15 protein-coding genes are annotated in these 16,820 nt (G+C 62.0%); 5 read left to right on the top strand and 10 right to left on the bottom strand.

Translation table 11 applies throughout. The features are described from left to right. Positions 1–162: 162 nt before the first annotated feature. The 3 genes from G5380_RS12845 to G5380_RS12835 all read left to right on the top strand — a co-directional run bounded on the left by G5380_RS12845 (position 163) and on the right by G5380_RS12835 (position 3,032). Complete coding sequence (locus tag G5380_RS12845; RefSeq protein WP_323936353.1) at positions 163–1,689, top strand: YjjI family glycine radical enzyme; 1,527 nt, start codon at positions 163–165, stop codon at positions 1,687–1,689. Between the two features lie 10 nt (positions 1,690–1,699). Then, on the top strand, positions 1,700–2,584 hold the full coding sequence (locus G5380_RS12840) for a YjjW family glycine radical enzyme activase (protein ID WP_421209306.1): 885 nt from the start codon (positions 1,700–1,702) through the stop codon (positions 2,582–2,584). A 124-nt stretch (positions 2,585–2,708) separates the two neighbouring features. Continuing rightward, on the top strand, positions 2,709–3,032 hold the full coding sequence (locus G5380_RS12835) for a DUF1820 family protein (RefSeq protein ID WP_216952118.1): 324 nt from the start codon (positions 2,709–2,711) through the stop codon (positions 3,030–3,032). A 63-nt stretch (positions 3,033–3,095) separates the two neighbouring features. On the opposite strand, the gene G5380_RS12830 is transcribed toward G5380_RS12835, so the two are convergent. The 3 genes from G5380_RS12830 to G5380_RS12820 form a co-directional block, all read right to left on the bottom strand. After that, positions 3,096–4,028 carry a LysR family transcriptional regulator gene (locus G5380_RS12830; protein WP_216952117.1) on the bottom strand — a complete coding sequence of 311 codons (933 nt, stop codon included), beginning with the start codon at positions 4,026–4,028 and terminating at the stop codon, positions 3,096–3,098. Positions 4,029–4,094: 66 nt separating this feature from the next. Then, on the bottom strand, positions 4,095–5,291 hold the full coding sequence (locus tag G5380_RS12825) for an aromatic amino acid transaminase (protein ID WP_033114017.1): 1,197 nt from the start codon (positions 5,289–5,291) through the stop codon (positions 4,095–4,097). 170 nt (positions 5,292–5,461) lie between these two features. Beyond that, positions 5,462–5,737 carry a metal/formaldehyde-sensitive transcriptional repressor gene (locus G5380_RS12820; RefSeq protein ID WP_005343089.1) on the bottom strand — a complete coding sequence of 92 codons (276 nt, stop codon included), beginning with the start codon at positions 5,735–5,737 and terminating at the stop codon, positions 5,462–5,464. 71 nt (positions 5,738–5,808) lie between these two features. On the opposite strand from G5380_RS12820, the gene dmeF reads away from it, so the two are divergent. Further along, positions 5,809–6,768, top strand: coding sequence for a CDF family Co(II)/Ni(II) efflux transporter DmeF (gene dmeF, locus G5380_RS12815; RefSeq protein ID WP_227341451.1), 960 nt, complete (start codon positions 5,809–5,811; stop codon positions 6,766–6,768). 160 nt (positions 6,769–6,928) lie between these two features. On the opposite strand, the gene G5380_RS12810 is transcribed toward dmeF, so the two are convergent. From G5380_RS12810 to lpxL, 7 genes are all read right to left on the bottom strand, one after another. Further along, positions 6,929–7,177 carry a hypothetical protein gene (locus G5380_RS12810; RefSeq protein WP_266135317.1) on the bottom strand — a complete coding sequence of 83 codons (249 nt, stop codon included), beginning with the start codon at positions 7,175–7,177 and terminating at the stop codon, positions 6,929–6,931. Positions 7,178–7,243: 66 nt separating this feature from the next. After that, the gene (locus G5380_RS12805) at positions 7,244–7,816 is read right to left on the bottom strand and encodes a DNA-J related domain-containing protein (RefSeq protein WP_421209310.1); all 573 of its coding nucleotides are present in this window, start codon (positions 7,814–7,816) and stop codon (positions 7,244–7,246) included. Continuing rightward, positions 7,813–9,600 carry a cation:proton antiporter gene (locus G5380_RS12800; protein WP_421209311.1) on the bottom strand — a complete coding sequence of 596 codons (1,788 nt, stop codon included), beginning with the start codon at positions 9,598–9,600 and terminating at the stop codon, positions 7,813–7,815. The genes G5380_RS12805 and G5380_RS12800 overlap by 4 nt, the downstream gene beginning before the upstream one ends. Positions 9,601–9,790: 190 nt before the next feature. Continuing rightward, positions 9,791–10,312: an MltR family transcriptional regulator gene (locus G5380_RS12795; RefSeq protein WP_005335907.1), complete on the bottom strand. Its 522-nt coding sequence runs from the start codon at positions 10,310–10,312 to the stop codon at positions 9,791–9,793. A gap of 133 nt (positions 10,313–10,445) precedes the next feature. Continuing rightward, the gene (locus tag G5380_RS12790; RefSeq protein WP_216950116.1) at positions 10,446–11,591 is read right to left on the bottom strand and encodes a mannitol-1-phosphate 5-dehydrogenase; all 1,146 of its coding nucleotides are present in this window, start codon (positions 11,589–11,591) and stop codon (positions 10,446–10,448) included. A gap of 37 nt (positions 11,592–11,628) precedes the next feature. Next, positions 11,629–13,551, bottom strand: a complete 1,923-nt coding sequence (locus G5380_RS12785) for a PTS mannitol transporter subunit IICBA (RefSeq protein WP_421209313.1) — start codon at positions 13,549–13,551, stop codon at positions 11,629–11,631. 629 nt (positions 13,552–14,180) lie between these two features. Further along, positions 14,181–15,104 (bottom strand): LpxL/LpxP family Kdo(2)-lipid IV(A) lauroyl/palmitoleoyl acyltransferase, encoded by a 924-nt coding sequence (gene lpxL / locus G5380_RS12780; protein ID WP_421209315.1) that lies wholly within the window; start codon positions 15,102–15,104, stop codon positions 14,181–14,183. Between the two features lie 204 nt (positions 15,105–15,308). Between lpxL and hldE the strand changes: the two genes are divergently transcribed. Beyond that, complete coding sequence (hldE, locus tag G5380_RS12775; RefSeq protein ID WP_421311331.1) at positions 15,309–16,736, top strand: bifunctional D-glycero-beta-D-manno-heptose-7-phosphate kinase/D-glycero-beta-D-manno-heptose 1-phosphate adenylyltransferase HldE; 1,428 nt, start codon at positions 15,309–15,311, stop codon at positions 16,734–16,736. Positions 16,737–16,820: the final 84 nt, after the last annotated feature.

The following is a 16,820-nucleotide window of genomic DNA, read 5'->3' as shown; positions in this document are numbered from 1 at the left end:
CGCACAACGGGGGCCTTGTCGGCAGACAAGGCCCCCGTTCTGTTCTGGTTGTGATCCCCTTTAACGGATGTCTTTTTGAGACATTCGCATTGTTGTGAATGTCACTTCAAAAAAAGCCTGCAAATGGTGAGGATATGTGCTCTGTCCGTGAAGGAGTGTCCCATGTCTTTGACCGAAACCTGTCAGCGTATCGTGCGCGATCCCCATCTCTCCGCTGCTCAGAAGAGCCACGCACTGGCGCTGGCCGCCGAGAATGCGTTGCCCTACCCCGACCTGCCTGCCGCAGTCGCCGAGGCGATGGAGCAGGGATTTATCTGCGACATGTTCGAAGGGCACGCCCCCTACAAGCCGCGTTATGTGCTGCCGGACTATGAAAAATTTCTGACTCAGGGCTCTGCCTGGCTGGAGCTGGCGGCGCCGCAGGATTTCGACGAGGCGCTCAATGCCCTGCGCATCCTCTATCACCATGTCCCCTCCGTCACCGGCATGCCGGTCTGGCTGGGGCGGCTCGACCATCTGCTGTTGCCGTTTGTCGGCGAACTGGATGACGAGACCCTCTATCGCAAGCTGAAGGGGTTCTGGGTCTATCTGGACAGGGTGCTGCCGGACGCCTTCATGCACGTCAACATCGGGCCTGATGACAACCGCATCTGCCGCCTGATCCTGCGCATCGACAACGAGCTCAAGCAGGTGGCGCCGAACCTCACCTTCTTCCACGATCCGGAGCAGACCCCGGACAGCCTGCTGCTGCAGGCGGTGAAGAACATCGCCGAGTGCAGCAAGCCGCACATCGCCAACTACCCGATCCATCGCGATACCTTTGACCAGCGTGGTTTTGGCATCGTCAGCTGTTACAACGCCTTGCCGCAGGCCGGTGGCGCCAATACCCTGGTGCGCATCTCCCTCAAGCGGGTCGCCGAGCAGTGCCAGGGGATCGATGACTTCCTAGGCTGCCTGCTGCCCCACTACTGCCGTCTGGCCTCCCAGTTGATCGAAGCGCGGGCCGCTTTCTTGCATCAGGAGTCCGGCTTCTTCAACAGCTTCCTGGTGAAAGAGGGGCTGCTGGATGAGGATCGCTTCGTCCCCATGTTCGGCATCTACGGCATGGCGGAAGCGGTCAATATCCTGATGGATAAAGAGAATCTGCCGGATCGCTATGGTCACGGCGAGGAGGCGAACCAGCTTGGCTATCGCATCTCGGCCCAGCTCTCGGAATATGTCACTGCGACGCCGCAAACCCATGCCTGGGGTGGTCGCGCCCTGCTGCACTCGCAAGGTGGCCTCAGCATCGATGTGGCAGTCACCCCCGGGGTGCGCATCCCCTACGGGCAGGAGCCGGATCCGGCCAGCCATGTGCTGGCGCTGGCGCCGCACCACACTTATTACCATTCGGGGATCAGCGAGATCCTCACGCTGGATCCCACCATCCGCCAGAACCCGCAGGCACTGCTGCAGCTCTGCAAGGGAGCGCTTGCCATCGGCATGCGCGAGTTCACCGCCAACGTGGCCGACAGCGATCTGGTGCGGGTGACCGGCTACATGATCCGCAAGAGCGACGTGGCTCGCTTCGCAGAGGAGGGATCGCGCTTGCAGACCACCTGTCTCGGTGCCGAGGCGAGTGAAGTGACCGCCATTCGTCAGCGGGCTCCGCGGGTAGTCGCCCACGAATCGACCATCGGCGAGTATTGAGTTCGTCCTGATGGCTGATGTCTTGCCAACTCGCAGCGCTCTGGTGAGCAGGGTGCTGCCGTTCTCCTGTGTCGACGGGCCGGGCAACCGGCTGGTGTTGTTTCTGCAGGGGTGCAACTTTCGCTGCCCCGGCTGCCATAACCCGCACACCATAGGGCTGTGCGACGATTGCGGTGACTGCCTTGCGGTCTGTCCGAGTGGCGCCCTCTCCATGAGCGAAGGTAAGGTTAATTGGCAGGAGGCGCTCTGCACCGATTGCGATGCCTGTCTGGATGTCTGCCCGCGCAGTGCCAATCCCAAGACCGCCAGCATGACGGTGGCCGAGGTGCTGGCCCTGCTGCGCCGCTACGGCCCCTTGCTGAGCGGGATTACTGTCTCAGGCGGTGAGGCGACTACTCAGCTCCCCTTCGTGGTTGCGCTCTTTACCGCCATCAAGGCCGCGCCGGATCTGGCCCATCTCACTTGCCTGCTCGACAGCAACGGCTCGCTGGCCGAAACCGGCTGGCAGCGGCTATTGCCGATGCTCGATGGTGCCATGCTCGATCTCAAGGGGTGGCGTGACTCGGTACACCTCTCGCTGACCGGTTACAGCCGCGAACGGGTGCTGGCATCGCTGCAACTGCTGGCAAGTCACGGCAAGCTGACCGAACTGCGGCTGCTCCACGTGCCGGGCAAGAGCGATTTTCTGGATGCGAATGGTGAGCTGGACGCGGATCTCGCCGCCTTCTTGCAGCGGCTGGGGCCTGTGCCCATTCGCCTCAATGGCTTTCGCCACCACGGGGTACGGGGGGAGGCTGCGCAATGGCCAGAGGCGACCCGCAGCGAGCTGGAGTGGCTGGCGAGTCGGTTGCGTGCTGCGGGAGTGGGGGCGGTGACCTTGCCACCGCTGATCTAAAGAGGTCTGATCGATTCCCTTGCTGTGTAGTAAAAGCACACAACTGTGACTTCTGTCTATTGGAGGGGGCCTTGGGGCTCGTTATGATATTGCCCATCCGTCCCTCCTCCATCACAGATAAATCATGAGTGAAAGCAAGGCGTTATATCGGGTTCAGTTTATTTGCCACAACGAGCGCTATGAGGTTTATGTGCGCCAGGTGAATCAGGGCCAACTGTTTGGATTTATCGAGATCGCCGATTTTGTCTGGGACAACCACACGGCGCTTATCGTCGATCCCAGCCATGAAAAGCTCAAGAGCGAATTTGCCGATGTGCGTCACACCCTTATCCCCATGCATCAGGTGTTACGCATCGATCAGGTGAAAAAGCAGGGGGCTGCCCGCATTACGGATCTGGGTAGCAACGTCGCCTCCTTCCCCAGTCCCATTTATACCAAGCGTCCCTGATCCCTCATTGCCGTGGATGTTTCGCCGTGGCGAAACATCCATCTCTTCTCGCTGTCACCTGGCTCAGGGCTCGACCAGCTCGCGACCCAGTTGCAGGATCCGCTGGCGGAACCAGTGGCGGGCCGAGCCATCACCGGCCGGGCCATACCAGACCAGACTGTGACTCACCTTGCCGTAATCGAACGGTGCCGGACGCAGCTCCAGATCCGGCTGGCTGGCGATGCATGCCGCCCAGCCACCGATGGCGGTGAGGATCAGATCGGTCTGGGGCAGCAGGGCCGCCGCGCTGGCAAAATCGGGCAGGGTGGCGCCAATCTGGCGACGCACCTGTTGCTGGGCAAGGCTCTGCTCGAAGAAGGGGTTGGCCAGCTCCTGATCCCGGATGGCGATATGGCGCCAGCTCAGGTAGGCATCGAGATCCCAGGGCTTGGCCAGCGCCGGGTGGTCTTTGCGCAGCAGACAGACCAGTTTCTCTTCCCGCAGGGTCTCCCACACCAGCCCGGGCTGGCGCGGTAACGGCTGGCTCTGGTCATGGGGCAGGATCACGAAGTCGAGTTTGCCCGCTGCCAGCGCCTCCAGCCCCTGCTCATCCTTGTTCCAGATCTCCGGCACCATGCCCGGCACTTCTTTCATCAGCTGACCCAGAATGGGGCCCACCGGCCAGGTCATCACGCTCTCGCGCAATCCCAGCCGCAAGCAGCCCTGCCACTGCTGGGGGTTGAAGGCATTCTGGCGAGTGAGGCCGTTCAGCTCCCCCAACAACCGGTGCAGGGTGGGAGCCAGTCGCTCGGCCATGGGGGTGAGCAGCAGCTGGTTGCCCTGGCGGTAGAGCAGTTGATCCCCCAGCAGACCCCGCAGCTGGTTGAGGGTCTTGCTAACGGTGGAAGGCGTGGTGCAGAGCCGCTCGGCGGTGCGGGTGACGCTCTGGTTGTCGAGCAGCAGATGCAGGGTGACCAGATGGCGACCTCCCAGCCGAGAGAGTGCGATCAGATCCATAAGTACTCCACAAGCGAAGGGAAGAGACAAGACAAGAAAGCCCCGCCAAAGCGGGGCTGATGCGGATTAGCCCTTGAGCACCGCCGCCATGGCGTCAGCCACATAGTCGACGTTGCGGCTATTGAGGCCCGCCACGCACATGCGACCGGATCGCACCAGATAGACGGCGAACTCCTCGCGCAGCCTGTCCACCTGCTCCGGGGTGAAGCCGGTGTAGCTGAACATGCCGCGCTGGTTGATGAAGTAGCTGAAGTCGCGGCCCGGCACCTTGGCGCTCAGCACCTCGAACAGCTTCTGGCGCATGGCCTTGATGCGGGTGCGCATCTCGGTCACTTCGTCGACCCACATGGCGTGCAGCTCGGGCTGGCTCATCACAGCCGCGGTGATCTGGCCACCGTGGGTGGGCGGGCTTGAGTAGTTGCGACGCACGGTGGCCTTCATCTGACCCAGTACGCGGCTGGCTTCTTCGGCATCCTTGCAGATGACCGACAGGCCGCCGCACCGCTCGCCGTAGAAGGAGAGGTTCTTGGAAAAGGAGTTGCTGACGAAGAAGCTTACGCCGGCGGCCACCATGGCGCGAATGGCGTAGGCATCCTCTTCCAGCCCGTCGCCGAAGCCCTGATAGGCGATATCCATAAAGGGGATCAGGTTCTTCTCGACCACCAGCGCGATCACCCGATCCCACTGGGCACGGGAGAGATCCACCCCGGTCGGGTTGTGGCAGCAGGGGTGCAGCAGCACGATGCTCTTGGCCGGCAGGGTACTCAGGCAGTCGATCATCGCATCAAACTGCACGCCGCCAGTGGCCGCATCGTAGTAGGGGTAGTCGTGCACCTTGATGCCGGCGCCTTCGAACATCGCCTTGTGGTTATCCCAGGTGGGATTGCTGACCCACACCTCGGAGGTCGGGAAGTAGCGCTTGAGCAGATCGGCGCCGATCTTCAGAGCGCCGGAGCCGCCGATGGTCTGGATGGTGGCGATACGTCCCGCCTTGACCGCTTCATGGTCGGCACCAAACAGCAGGTGTTGCACTGCGGTGCGGTAGTTGGCGGCGCCTTCCATCGGCTGGTAGGGGCGCGGGGCAGGGGCGGCCGCGCGCTGGGCTTCGGCCTGCTGCACCGACGGCAGCAGCGGAATGCGCCCCTGCTCGTCGTAATAGAGGCCGATCCCCAGGTTCACCTTCTGCTCGCGGGTGTCTTTGTGGAAGGTCTCGACTAGCGTCAGGATGGGGTCGCCAGCATAGGCATCGACGTGTTCAAACATGGGGGATCCTTGAAATTGACTGTCCAGTAAAACCGGCTGTCAGCCGGGCTGGACATCATGGCGCAAAGCTGGCGGTGGCTCAAGCCCGAAAGGGACGGGGGCTGGCGGGCAGACGCCACACAGCCGTAAACGGAATGATGCGGGGTCGCCCGCAGCCTCATTCACCGGTCCTACTTCAGATAGGATCGCAATACCCGCACTACTTGATCCAGATCTTCCAGCCGCTCGGCCGGGGTCGCCTCTTCGGCACCCAGATGCTCACGCATGTGCCCTTCCAGCACCTCCAGCATCAGGCCGTTGACGGCACCGCGAATGGCCGCGATCTGCTGCAAAATGGCGGCGCAGTCGCTCTCCTGCTCCAGCGCGTGCTCCAGCGCACCGGCCTGTCCCTTGATGCGACGTACCCGTGCCAGCAGCTTCTTTTTACCGTGAATGGTGTGTGACATGCAGGATCCTCTCGATCAATAAAACTATACTGGGGTATAGTATATTGCATTGTCGTCCTCAGGAGAAATCCATGTCATCCCTTGCCTCATCCCACTGCCACCAACCCGTCGTCCACGAAGGGAATCCGCTGGCCGAACAGAAGACTCGCTGGGCCGTGCTGCTGACCGTCATCATGATGGTGGCGGAGATCGGCGGCGGCTGGTTCTACAACTCCATGGCGCTGCTGGCCGATGGCTGGCACATGAGTTCCCACGCGCTGGCGCTCGGCCTCTCGGTGCTGGCCTACCGCGCCGCCCGCCACTTTGCCCGCGACCACAGATTCAGCTTCGGCACCTGGAAGATCGAGGTGCTGGGTGGCTTCACCAGCGCTCTCCTGCTGGTGGGGGTGGCCGGGCTGATGCTGTTCGAGTCGGTGTTCAGGCTGCTCGATCCCAGCCCGATCCACTATCAACAGGCGATCGCCATCGCGCTGGTGGGGCTGCTGGTGAATCTGGCCTGTGCCTGGCTGCTCAAGGATGATCACGGCCATCATCACCACGGCCATGGGCATGACCACCATCATGGGCATCACGACCACGATCATCATGACCATGACGATCACCACGGCCATCAGGATCTCAACCTGCGTGCCGCCTATATCCACGTGCTGGCGGATGCGGCCACTTCCGTGCTGGCGATCCTGGCACTGGTGGGGGGCATGCTGTGGGGGGCCGACTGGCTGGATCCCCTGATGGGCATAGTGGGGGCCGTACTGGTGGCGGTGTGGGCCTGGGGTCTGCTGCGCGACTCCGGTCGGGTGCTGCTGGATGCCGAGATGGATACCCCGTTGGTGGGTGAGATCCGTGAGGTGATTGCCGACCTGCCGGATGCCGAGATCCGCGATCTGCACGTCTGGCGGGTGGGCCAGCAGCAGTATGCCTGCGTGCTCTCCCTGCTGATGACTGCGCCTGTCTCCGCCAGCGAGATCCGCGCGCGGTTGGCGATACATGAAGAGCTGGTCCATGTGACCATAGAGATAGCCACTCCATAGCCAGATTTATGGCTGTCTATGCCAGATAGCGTGCAACTTGTACTCTGCAACACGAGTAAATCGAAGCAGTTTTTTCTGGGGAGGCCTGTGGCAGGCACGTGCTGACTATGTGCCTGGTACAAGCCTCACCGGGGCTAGGGGTGAGATGTGACGGTTTGAGTTAACGTTCGAAGAAGCGATAGAGGTGTTCTACCTGCATCGGGCAGTCAGCTACCAGATGCACATGATCGCGGGCCTGCTCGACCGTATCGAAACTGACCGGGCAGCCGAGGGTGTCGGTCAGCTCGTAGAGAGCGCCATCATTGCCTCTGAATTCGATGAGCCAGCCGGGGATGGCCACGTCGTGGAGTATTTCGGCCTCTTGCAGGATCTGTTGTTGATAGAGCTTGCGAAGTTCACTGACTGTCATGATGCTCTCCTGTGAAGGGGGATTCAGCTCCAGTCTATGCCTCTCTTTGTGCGGACGGCAACCGGATCATCCCCGCAGGACCTCCCAGGCCCAGCGGATACGGATAAAGGTCTCGGCATTACCACCCCGATCCGGATGGTGCTGCAATGCCAGCTCCCGCCAGCGGCGGCGGATCGCCTCCTGACTCGCCCCCTCATTCAACCCCAACAGGGCCAGCGCCTCGGCTTTGTGCCCCTCACCGTCATAAGCGCGCCAGAAGCGGTTGAGCAGGGCTTCAACTTCGGCACGGTCGGTCTGCCAGAACACCTGCCAGTCGAGATAGTAGCTACGCAGATTTTCGCCAAGGGCAAAGCCGTGGTTGGCCTCCTGATTCCCGGCCAGCGGTTCGAGCCGGATATCCAGGGTGCTGATTACCAGCCACCATCCCTCTTGCCAGATCTCGGCCTGCAACTGGTAGAGGGCGTTCATGATCAGGAAGTTGACCCGAAACAGCTGTAGTTGCTCATCGTCAGCCAGTACCGGAATTGCCCCCTGCTGGCGCAGGGAGGCCATTAGCTCGTGCACCTTGTAGCTGCCCGCCGCCTGTTGCAATAGCACCAGCAGAGGGGCGATCAGCGGATTATTGTTGGCTTCGCTCATTCGGCGCCCTGTTCTCTGGGCGGTTGCAGGGCGATCAGCAGCTCACCCGCCTGCGGGGTGACGGGGCCGGTAACGATCTGGGGCTTGCCCTTGCCATCCATGATGAACAGCGGGATGGCGCCGGGATTGGCGGTCTGATACTGGGCCCAGTCGAACGCCTCGCTCAGGCGGGTCGCCTTGATCTGGCCACCCCGGCTCAGCAGGCCGCTCAGCCTGGCATAGTTGATATCGGGCCCAAACAGGTTCTGGCGAGCGCGGAAGGTGGCGCTCTCCCGGTTCGCCTTGCCGTGCTGCTCGCTGGAGCGCAGGGAGTAGACCTGCTCCTCGCCATAGAGGTGGGCGAAGTGCAGCACCCCGAGGGCGTTGTTGTGGCGGTTGGGGGAGAGGGCCAGCACGGTACTGATGCTGGTGAGCGGCAGGTGCAGCTCGGCATGTTCCGACTGGGGGTTGCCGAAGTAGCAGGGGAGGTTGCTCATCCGCGCCTGTTTGCAGAACTCCCAGGCGGGATCGCAGAGCTGTACCGGCACCCCCTGATCCGCCAGCGCCTTGCCGATGGCCCTAGCCACCGAGTTGGCCCCTATGATGAGCCAGGTATTGGGGGCGCTCTGGCGCATTTTGAGCAGGCTGGCCAGCGGCGCCGAGGTGAGGCTCTGCAGCACCACGGTGGAGATGATCACCGCAAATACCAGCGGCACCAGCTTGTCGGCATCGGGGATCTCGGCCTGATGCAGGCTGATAGCGAACGAGGCGCTGACCGCCGCCGCGACTATGCCACGTGGGGCGATCCAGCTCAGCAGGGCGCGAGCCCGCCAGGAGAGATCCGAGCCCCAGGTCGAGACCAGAATACAGAGCGGACGCGCCACGAATTGCACCACGCAGAGCAGCGCCAGCACCATGGGGCCGAGTTGCCAGAGCTGGGCCAGATCGAGGCGCGCCGCCAGCAGGATAAACAGGCTGGATATAAGGATGACCGCGAGATCCTCCTTGAACGCCAGCACCTCCTCCAGATCCAGCCCCTCCTGATTGGCGAGCCAGATGCCGAACACGGTCACTGCCAGCAGGCCCGATTCGTGGCTCAGCCAGTTGGAGAGGCTGAAGGTGACCAGCACTAGCGCCAGCACCCCGAACTTGTGCAGGCTGACCGGTAGCCAGTCCTTGCGAATGAGCAGGGTGGTGAGCCAGCCTGCCGCCACCCCGATCAGGGAACCGACCCCCACCGTTTTGGCCAGTGCCAGCAGGGTATGGCTGATGAGATCCCCCTGACTGCCGAGGCGCACCGCCTCGAACACCAGCACCGCAAACAGGGCGCCGATGGGGTCGATGACGATCCCCTCCCAGCGCAGGATGCGGTCCACCTCCCGGGTGGGGCGGATCACGTTGAGCATGGGTGCGATCACCGTCGGGCCCGTTACCACCAGCACAGCGCCGAGCATGGTGGCGACCCGCCAGTCCAGCCCCAGCAGGAAGTAACCGGCGCTGCCGATGACGGCGAAACTGACCAGCATGCCGGTGGAGCAGAGATTGCGCACCACCTTGCCGATCCCCTTGAGCTCGGCCAGATGGAGGGTCAGTGCCCCCTCGAACAGGATGATGGCCACCGACAGGGAGACCAGCGGAAACAGCAGATCCCCGAGCAGGGCATCGGGGTCGAGCAGGCCGCTGACCGGGCCCAGGGTCAGGCCGGTGAGCAGCAGAAACAGGATGGCGGGCACCCGCAGCGACCAGGCAAGCCATTGGGCCAGCACGGAGACCAGGGCGATCCCGGCCAGAGAGAGGGCAATCATGCAGACCTCGATTCAGGCAGTGAGTATGGAGCTAGTGTAGTGGCTAAGTTGGTCAGATTGACACCCGAAGGAGCGTGCGTCATGGCCGGTATGGGGAGATGTGCGACAGTCGGCGTCATGGTGGCTGGCGGTGGTATAAAGGGCGCCAGCCAGACGCCAACCGTGGTGACGGGGTGGCCTTGGGGCCGGATTAGATGGGGCTCTCCTTGTGGAGCTCGCCGACACAGTCGGCCAGCGCCAGTACCAGTGCGGAGCGCACCATCTGATCGAGCCGGTTGAGCTGCATCTGGTAGAAGGCCCAATCCTCTTCGCTGGCGGGGGGCTCCAGCTTCATCATGCCGCCCTGATTGACCCCGTGCAGGCGGTCGAGCAGATCGCGGATCGGCTTGTCGCTGAAACGGTAATCCTTGGGATCGCGCACCAGAAAGTCGCGGATCTTGATATAGGCTTCGATATCCTGATAGCGCTCGAGGGAGATGAGGCCGAGGGCGAAGATGAGCTTGAGGCGCACCTCCAGCTGGCCGAGGGGGCCGCTCTGGTTGAGCAGGGGTTCGATGGCGTATTTGACGGCATACTCCTCCTGACGGAACGCGCGTCGCATCAGGGAGTCGACCGCCTCTTCCAGGATGGTCACGGCTTCGAGAAAGAAGCCGCGGGGGCCATCCTGCTCGTTCAGTCGTTCCAGTACTTCATCTTCCTGGTGTGTGGTCATAGGTGCATTGGGTCCAGCTGACAGGGAGAGAGTCAGCCTCTCTCCCGGTTTTTATCATATGGGGCACATTCCCTTGCCATTCAAGCGCTTGGCGCGCTCTCAGTGGTGGCTGAATGCGCCGCAAGCAGGGTCATTACAGGGTTTCGTAACGGGCGACGATGGCGCGAACCACTTCGCTCTCTGCATCCAGTCCGGTGACGCGGGCCAGCGCTTTGGCCGGGCCCAGCTCCGCCAGCAGGGCTTGCAGCTCCACCGCCTGCGGGTCATCGGCATTGCGATAGTGGAGCGCCGCGGCGATCCCCTCCTGCAACTGATCGCTCGGCAGGCCGTACTCCAGGGTGCCCAGCAGCGGCTTCACCAGTCGATCTCCCGCCGCCAGCTTGCGCAGCGGCTGACGACCGACCCGGTCAATCTCGTCCACCAGATAGGGGTTGGCGAAGCGGGCCAGGATCTTCTCGATGTAGGCGGCGTGCAGGCGCGGGTCGAAGCCGTAGCGTTTCACCAGTACGGCACCGCTCTCTTCCATGGCGCGGCGTACCTTGCTGCGGATCACCGGATCTTCGATCGCCTCGCGCACGGTGCGGTAGCCCCGCAATTTGCCGAGGTAGGCGGTGACGATGTGGCCGGTGTTGAGGGTGAACAGCTTGCGCTCGACGAAGGCCATCAGGTTGTCGGTGGGCTCCATGCCCGCCACCTGTGGCAGCTCCCCCTTGAACTGGGTCTGGTCGACGATCCACTCGCTGAAGCTCTCGACCGTCACTTCCAGCGGGTCATCGTTGGCTGCCGCAGCGGGCGGCACGATGCGATCCACCGCCGAGTCGACGAAGCCGATGCAGGATTCGAGCGTGGCATGATACGCGACCGGCAGGTACTTGAGTACCTCCTGCTTGAGGTGGCTGGTGCCGCGCACCATGTTTTCGCAGGCGATGACGTTGAGGGGGGTCAGGTTGCCGGCATCGAAGCGGGCCTGCAGCCCCTTGGCCAAGGTGCTGGCAATCTTGTCGAGAATGTTGGGGCCGACCGCAGTAGTGACCAGATCGGCGGTGATGATACGGGCGATCACCTCGTGACCGGCGGAGCTCACCGCCGCCACGTTGCGTACCACGTCCAGCTTCTGATCCGCACCTACCACATGGACCTTGTACTCCTGACGGTGGTTGAGCTGATCGATCAGGGTGTCGTTGACGTCGGCGAAGGTGACCTGATGGCTGGCATCCGCCAGCACTTTACCGATAAAGCCGCGACCGATGTTACCAGCACCAAAATGCAATGTTTTCATGATATTAACCTCTTGAACCAAAGACGATGAAAGATGATTACGCAGCCTGTTCAGCACCCAGCAGATCCAGGAAGGCCTGGGGATCCGTGGTGCTGGCCAGCCGGTCGATGAGACCGGGTTCATCCAGTGCATTGGTCAGGCGGGTTATTACCTGCATGTGTTCGTCGTTGCGAGCGGCGATACCGATCACCAGCCGCGCTACCTCATCGGCAGCCTCACCAAAGGCGACCCCGGCCGGGTACTGGCAGATGACGATGCCGGTACGCTTCACAAACTCCTTGGCGGCGATGGTGCCGTGGGGCACGGCGATGGATTCGCCGAGGTAGGTGGAGACCAGCTGTTCGCGCTCCAGCATGGCGTTGACGTAGTCGGGCGCCACATAGCCGCGCTCTGCCAGCAGTCGGCCTGCGGTCAGGATGGCGGCCTCCTTGCTGTCCGCTTTCAGTCCCAGATGCACGTCATGACGGCTCAGGGTAAAGACTTCTGCAGCTTGCGGCTCGTAGCTGTCGTCGTTGGCGGCCACCAGCAGTTGCGGGTTGGCGACGTCATCGTTGGCGGCGCGGCTCAGGCTCTGTACCAGCTCCTGATAGAGGCCGTTGTCGAGGAAGTTGGTGAGCGAGATATGGTGAGCGTTCGGCGCATGGCGACGGGCCCGCTCGGTCAGATCCTTGTGGGTGATGACCCAGTCCACCTGATCGTCGAGCTGATCGATGGCGCGGTTGGTGACGTTGATATCGAGCCCGGCGGCCTGCACCCGCTTGCGCAGCATGCCAGCGCCCATGGCGCTGGAACCCATGCCCGCATCGCAGGCGACCACGATATTGCGCACTGCCATCAGCTCGCCGCCCGGCTTCTTGGCCGCTGCGGTCTCGGGCTTGGCACCCTTCATGGCTTTCATCTTGCGAGTGGCTTCACCGAGGGCATCGGCCTCGTCAGCTTCCGGCTGCTGGGCGCGGACGAACACGGCGGCGACCAGGAAAGAGACCAGAGTAGCGCTGATGATGGAGAGGGCGACCCCGATCAGGGAGGCTTTCGGCGTCATCAACAACACGGCGAAGATGGAACCCGGCGACGCGGGGGAGACCAGACCGGCATTGAACAGGGTCAGGGTAAAGACACCGGTCATGCCACCGGCGATCACCGCCAGAATGAGGCGCGGGTTCATCAGCACATATGGGAAGTAGATCTCGTGGATGCCGCCGAAGAAGTGAATGATGGAGGCGCCAGCCGCGGACTGCTTGGCCGCACCACGACCGAACACCATGTAGGCCAGCAGCACGCCCATGCCCGGGCCCGGGTTCGCTTCAATCAGGAAGAAGATAGAGCTGCCGTGCTCGGTGGCCTGCTGGATCCCCAGCGGCGAGAAGATGCCGTGGTTGATGGCGTTGTTGAGGAACAGGATCTTGGCCGGTTCGACGAAGATGGAGGTGAGCGGCAGCATGTGGTTATCCACCAGGAAGCCGACGCCACCGGCCAGCAGGCCGGAGAGCACCTTGACGAAGGGGCCAATGACGAAGAAGGCGAGGATGGCCAGCAGCATGCCGATAAGGCCGGCGGAGAAGTTGTTGACCAGCATCTCGAAGCCGCTCTTGACGCGACCGTCCATCGCCTTGTCGAAGCGCTTGATGGCCCAGCCACCGAGCGGGCCGACCATCATGGCGCCCATAAACATCGGGATATCGGTTCCCACGATGACACCCATGGTGGTGATGGCACCAACCACGCCGCCGCGCTCACCGCCCATCAGCTTGCCGCCGGTATAGCCAATCAGCAGCGGCAGCAGGTAGGTGATCATGGGGCCGACCAGCTTGGCCAAGGTTTCATTGGGCAGCCAGCCGGTGGGGATGAAGAGGGCGGTGATAAAGCCCCAGGCGATAAAGGCGCCTATGTTGGGCATGACCATATTGGACAGGAAGCGTCCAAAATTCTGTATCTTGACTTTGGTATCCGGTGATAACATGTCGGGACCCCGTTTTAAGCCTGTTTGATTAAAAGTGGTAGTCGGGATGGCCGGTTTTGCCGAACCGCCATCTCGGTCGTCTAAGCAACTTCAATCTACCAGCTTGCGATCAAATTAGGCTGAAAACGGGGTGTCTTGTGATCCAGCTCTCAGATACCCAGCGATACCCCCTCCCAAACCAGTGATCCTGATCACGTTCGAGAGCTGTAATTCGGCTACATTTCGATCTTTTCTGTTTTGAATGACCATTTTTTGTGATTTAGATCACCACTTCAGCTTTGCCGCTCCTTCGTGCAAAGGTGATTTGCATCACAAATTCAGTTTTTGTATTCGAATGGGACAAATCACTCAATTACTCATCAGTGGGTAGTGGCGATGGATCTATCTAAATCTTTCTCTAATAACCAATGAATCAATAGATTTGTAACCCGCTTTCAGTTTTTGCAGGCAGTGATGAGGGCTCTTTTGTGGGAAATGGTCGGCAGATTGCAGGAGGTCGTGCTGGAGGTTATGGTGCGGTTGACGCAGGGGGATCTTGCTTGCCGCACAGGGCTGACAGCAGATAAAAACAAACCGCCAGCAGGCGGTTTGTCGGTTTTTACGAGCTATCCCATGTCGGGGGCTGCGGTTTAGTAGAAACCGGCATCCTCGGGGGAGGGGCGGGTCTTGAAGCGGCGATGGAGCCACATGTACTGCTCTGGCGCCTTGCGCACAGCGGCTTCAATCTCGCGGTTGGCGCGGGTGGCATCGACCATGTCATCCCCGCTCGGGTAGTCGGCGAGCGGCGCCCCGATATGCAGGGTGTAACCCTCGCTGGTGCGGATGTTGTAGCAGGGCAGGGTGACGGTGTTCTTCACCCGCGCCAGGGTGGCTGTGCCGGTGATGGTGGCCGCCTGCTCTACTGCGAAGTAGGGCACGAACACGCTGGCGTGGCTGCCGTAGTCGTGATCCGGTGCATACCAGAGGGCGTCGCCGTTGCGCAGCGCCTTGATCATCCCCTTCACATCCATCCGGTCTACCAGATATTTGTTGGAGGCACAGCGCCCGTGATACTGGGCATACTCCAGCACCGGATTGGTGTTGGGGCGATAGACCCCCACGCCGGGGCGCACCAGCCCGAAACAGCGGGCGTTGAGTTCCAGCGTCAGGAAGTGGCAGGAGAGCAGCAGCATGCCCTGTCCCTTCTCCATGGCGGCGATGACGTGCTCTTCCCCTTCCACCTTCATCAGGTTGCGCATCCGCCAGTCTGGCCAGAACCAGGCGATCCCCACCTCGAACACGGCGCAGCCCACGCTCTCGAAGTTTGCTTTTAGCAGTTTCTCCCGCTCATCCCGGGTCAGCTCGGGCATCGCCAGCTCCAGATTGCGACGGGCAATCTTGACCCGGGACTTCAAAATCCTGGCGGCGAGGCGACCGAGCTGACGGCCCAGCCACATCTGGCTGCGCCACGGCAGCAGGGTCAGCAGCCAGAGCAGGCCGAGGCCGAACCAGCTGGCCCAGTAACGGGGATGAAACAGGCGGGGCTCCAGGCGGGGAGCGTTGTCATGGGCCATGGCTAATCTCTTGTTCGCAAACACAATCGGGGGATTCTAGCCGAAAAGGGGGGGCGGGGGCGAATGGCTGTGTGCTGGTCAGAGGGGTAGCCTGCGTCCGGTTAGCGTGACAGCGGCGGCAACTGCGGTCGGCTTTTTCTACACCGGATAAAAGAGTGTGATAAAATCGCCCGCTGATTTTTCAGGTTTTGAGAGTCGATACAGATGAAGATCACCCTGCCCGATTTTGAAAAAGCCCGCGTTCTGGTCGTTGGCGATGTCATGTTGGACCGTTACTGGCATGGCCCTACCGGTCGGATCTCCCCCGAGGCGCCGGTGCCCGTGGTCAAGGTTGAACACATTGAGGAGCGTCCCGGTGGCGCGGCCAACGTGGCCCTCAACTCCGCTGCCCTTGGCGCCCACGCCGTGCTGCTTGGCCTGACCGGTCAGGACGAGGCTGCCGATGCCTTGGCTGGCCAAATGGCTGGCGTCAAGGTGGCCTGTGATTTCGTTCGTCTGGCCGACTTCCCGACTATCACCAAGCTGCGGGTGCTGTCCCGCAACCAGCAGCTGCTGCGTCTGGACTTTGAAGAGCCCTTCCACTCCGTCGATGCCACCCTGCTGATGAGCAAGGTCGAGCAGGCGCTGCCAAACAGCGACGTGATGATCCTCTCCGACTACGGCAAGGGTGCTCTCAACGACGTGCCCGGCATGATCCTGCGCGCCCGAGCCGCCGGTATTCCGGTGCTGGTCGACCCCAAGGGGACCGACTTCGAGAAGTATCGCGGTGCCACTCTGCTGACCCCCAACATGTCCGAATTCGAGGCCGTGGTGGGCAAGGTGAAGAGCGAAGAGGAGCTGGTCGCCAAGGGGCTGGATCTGGTCAAGCGTTTCGAGCTGGATGCCTTGCTGGTCACCCGTTCCGAGAACGGCATGACCCTGATCCGCGAAGGTCAGGCGGAGCTGCATCTGCCGGCTCAGGCCCACGAGGTTTACGATGTGACCGGTGCCGGTGATACCGTGATTTCGACCCTGGCTACCTCGCTGGCGGCAGGCAAGAGCCTGGACGAAGCTTGTGCGCTGGCCAATACCGCTGCCGGTATCGTGGTCGGCAAGCTGGGTACCTCTACCGTGAGTCCGGTCGAGCTGGCCAATGCCCTCTACACCGAGCAGGAGACCGGCTTCGGCGTCATGTCCGAAGCCCAGCTGAAAGTGGCGGTTCGTGCCGCCCGTCTGCGTGGCGAGAAGGTGGTGATGACCAACGGCTGCTTCGACATCCTGCACGCCGGCCATGTCTCCTATCTGGCCAATGCGGGCAAGCTGGGGGATCGCCTGATCGTGGCGGTCAATACCGACGAGTCGGTTCGTCGCCTGAAAGGGCCGGGTCGTCCGGTCAACCCGACCGAGCGCCGCATGGCTGTACTGGCTGCGCTGGGCGCGGTGGACTGGGTGGTGCCCTTCTCCGAGGATACCCCGCAGCGCCTGATCGCCGAGATCCTGCCGGATCTGCTGGTCAAGGGCGGCGACTACAAGCCGGAAGATATCGCCGGTTACGCCGAAGTGACTGCCAACGGCGGTGAGGTGCGCGTCCTCAACTTCGAGGATGGCTGCTCCACCACCGACATCATCAAGACGATCCGCGAGCGCGGCTAACGTTCTGCTAGCCCCGCAATCTGGCGGGGCTCACTATCGGCGGTAGCAAAACGGCAGAAATACGGATAACAAAAAGGCGACCTT

This window comes from Aeromonas sp. 604443 (assembly GCF_049170315.1).
Classification (GTDB): domain Bacteria; phylum Pseudomonadota; class Gammaproteobacteria; order Enterobacterales; family Aeromonadaceae; genus Aeromonas; species Aeromonas veronii_A.
Note: the sequence above shows the minus strand (reverse complement) of the source record. Positions and strands in the feature narration are given on the sequence as shown.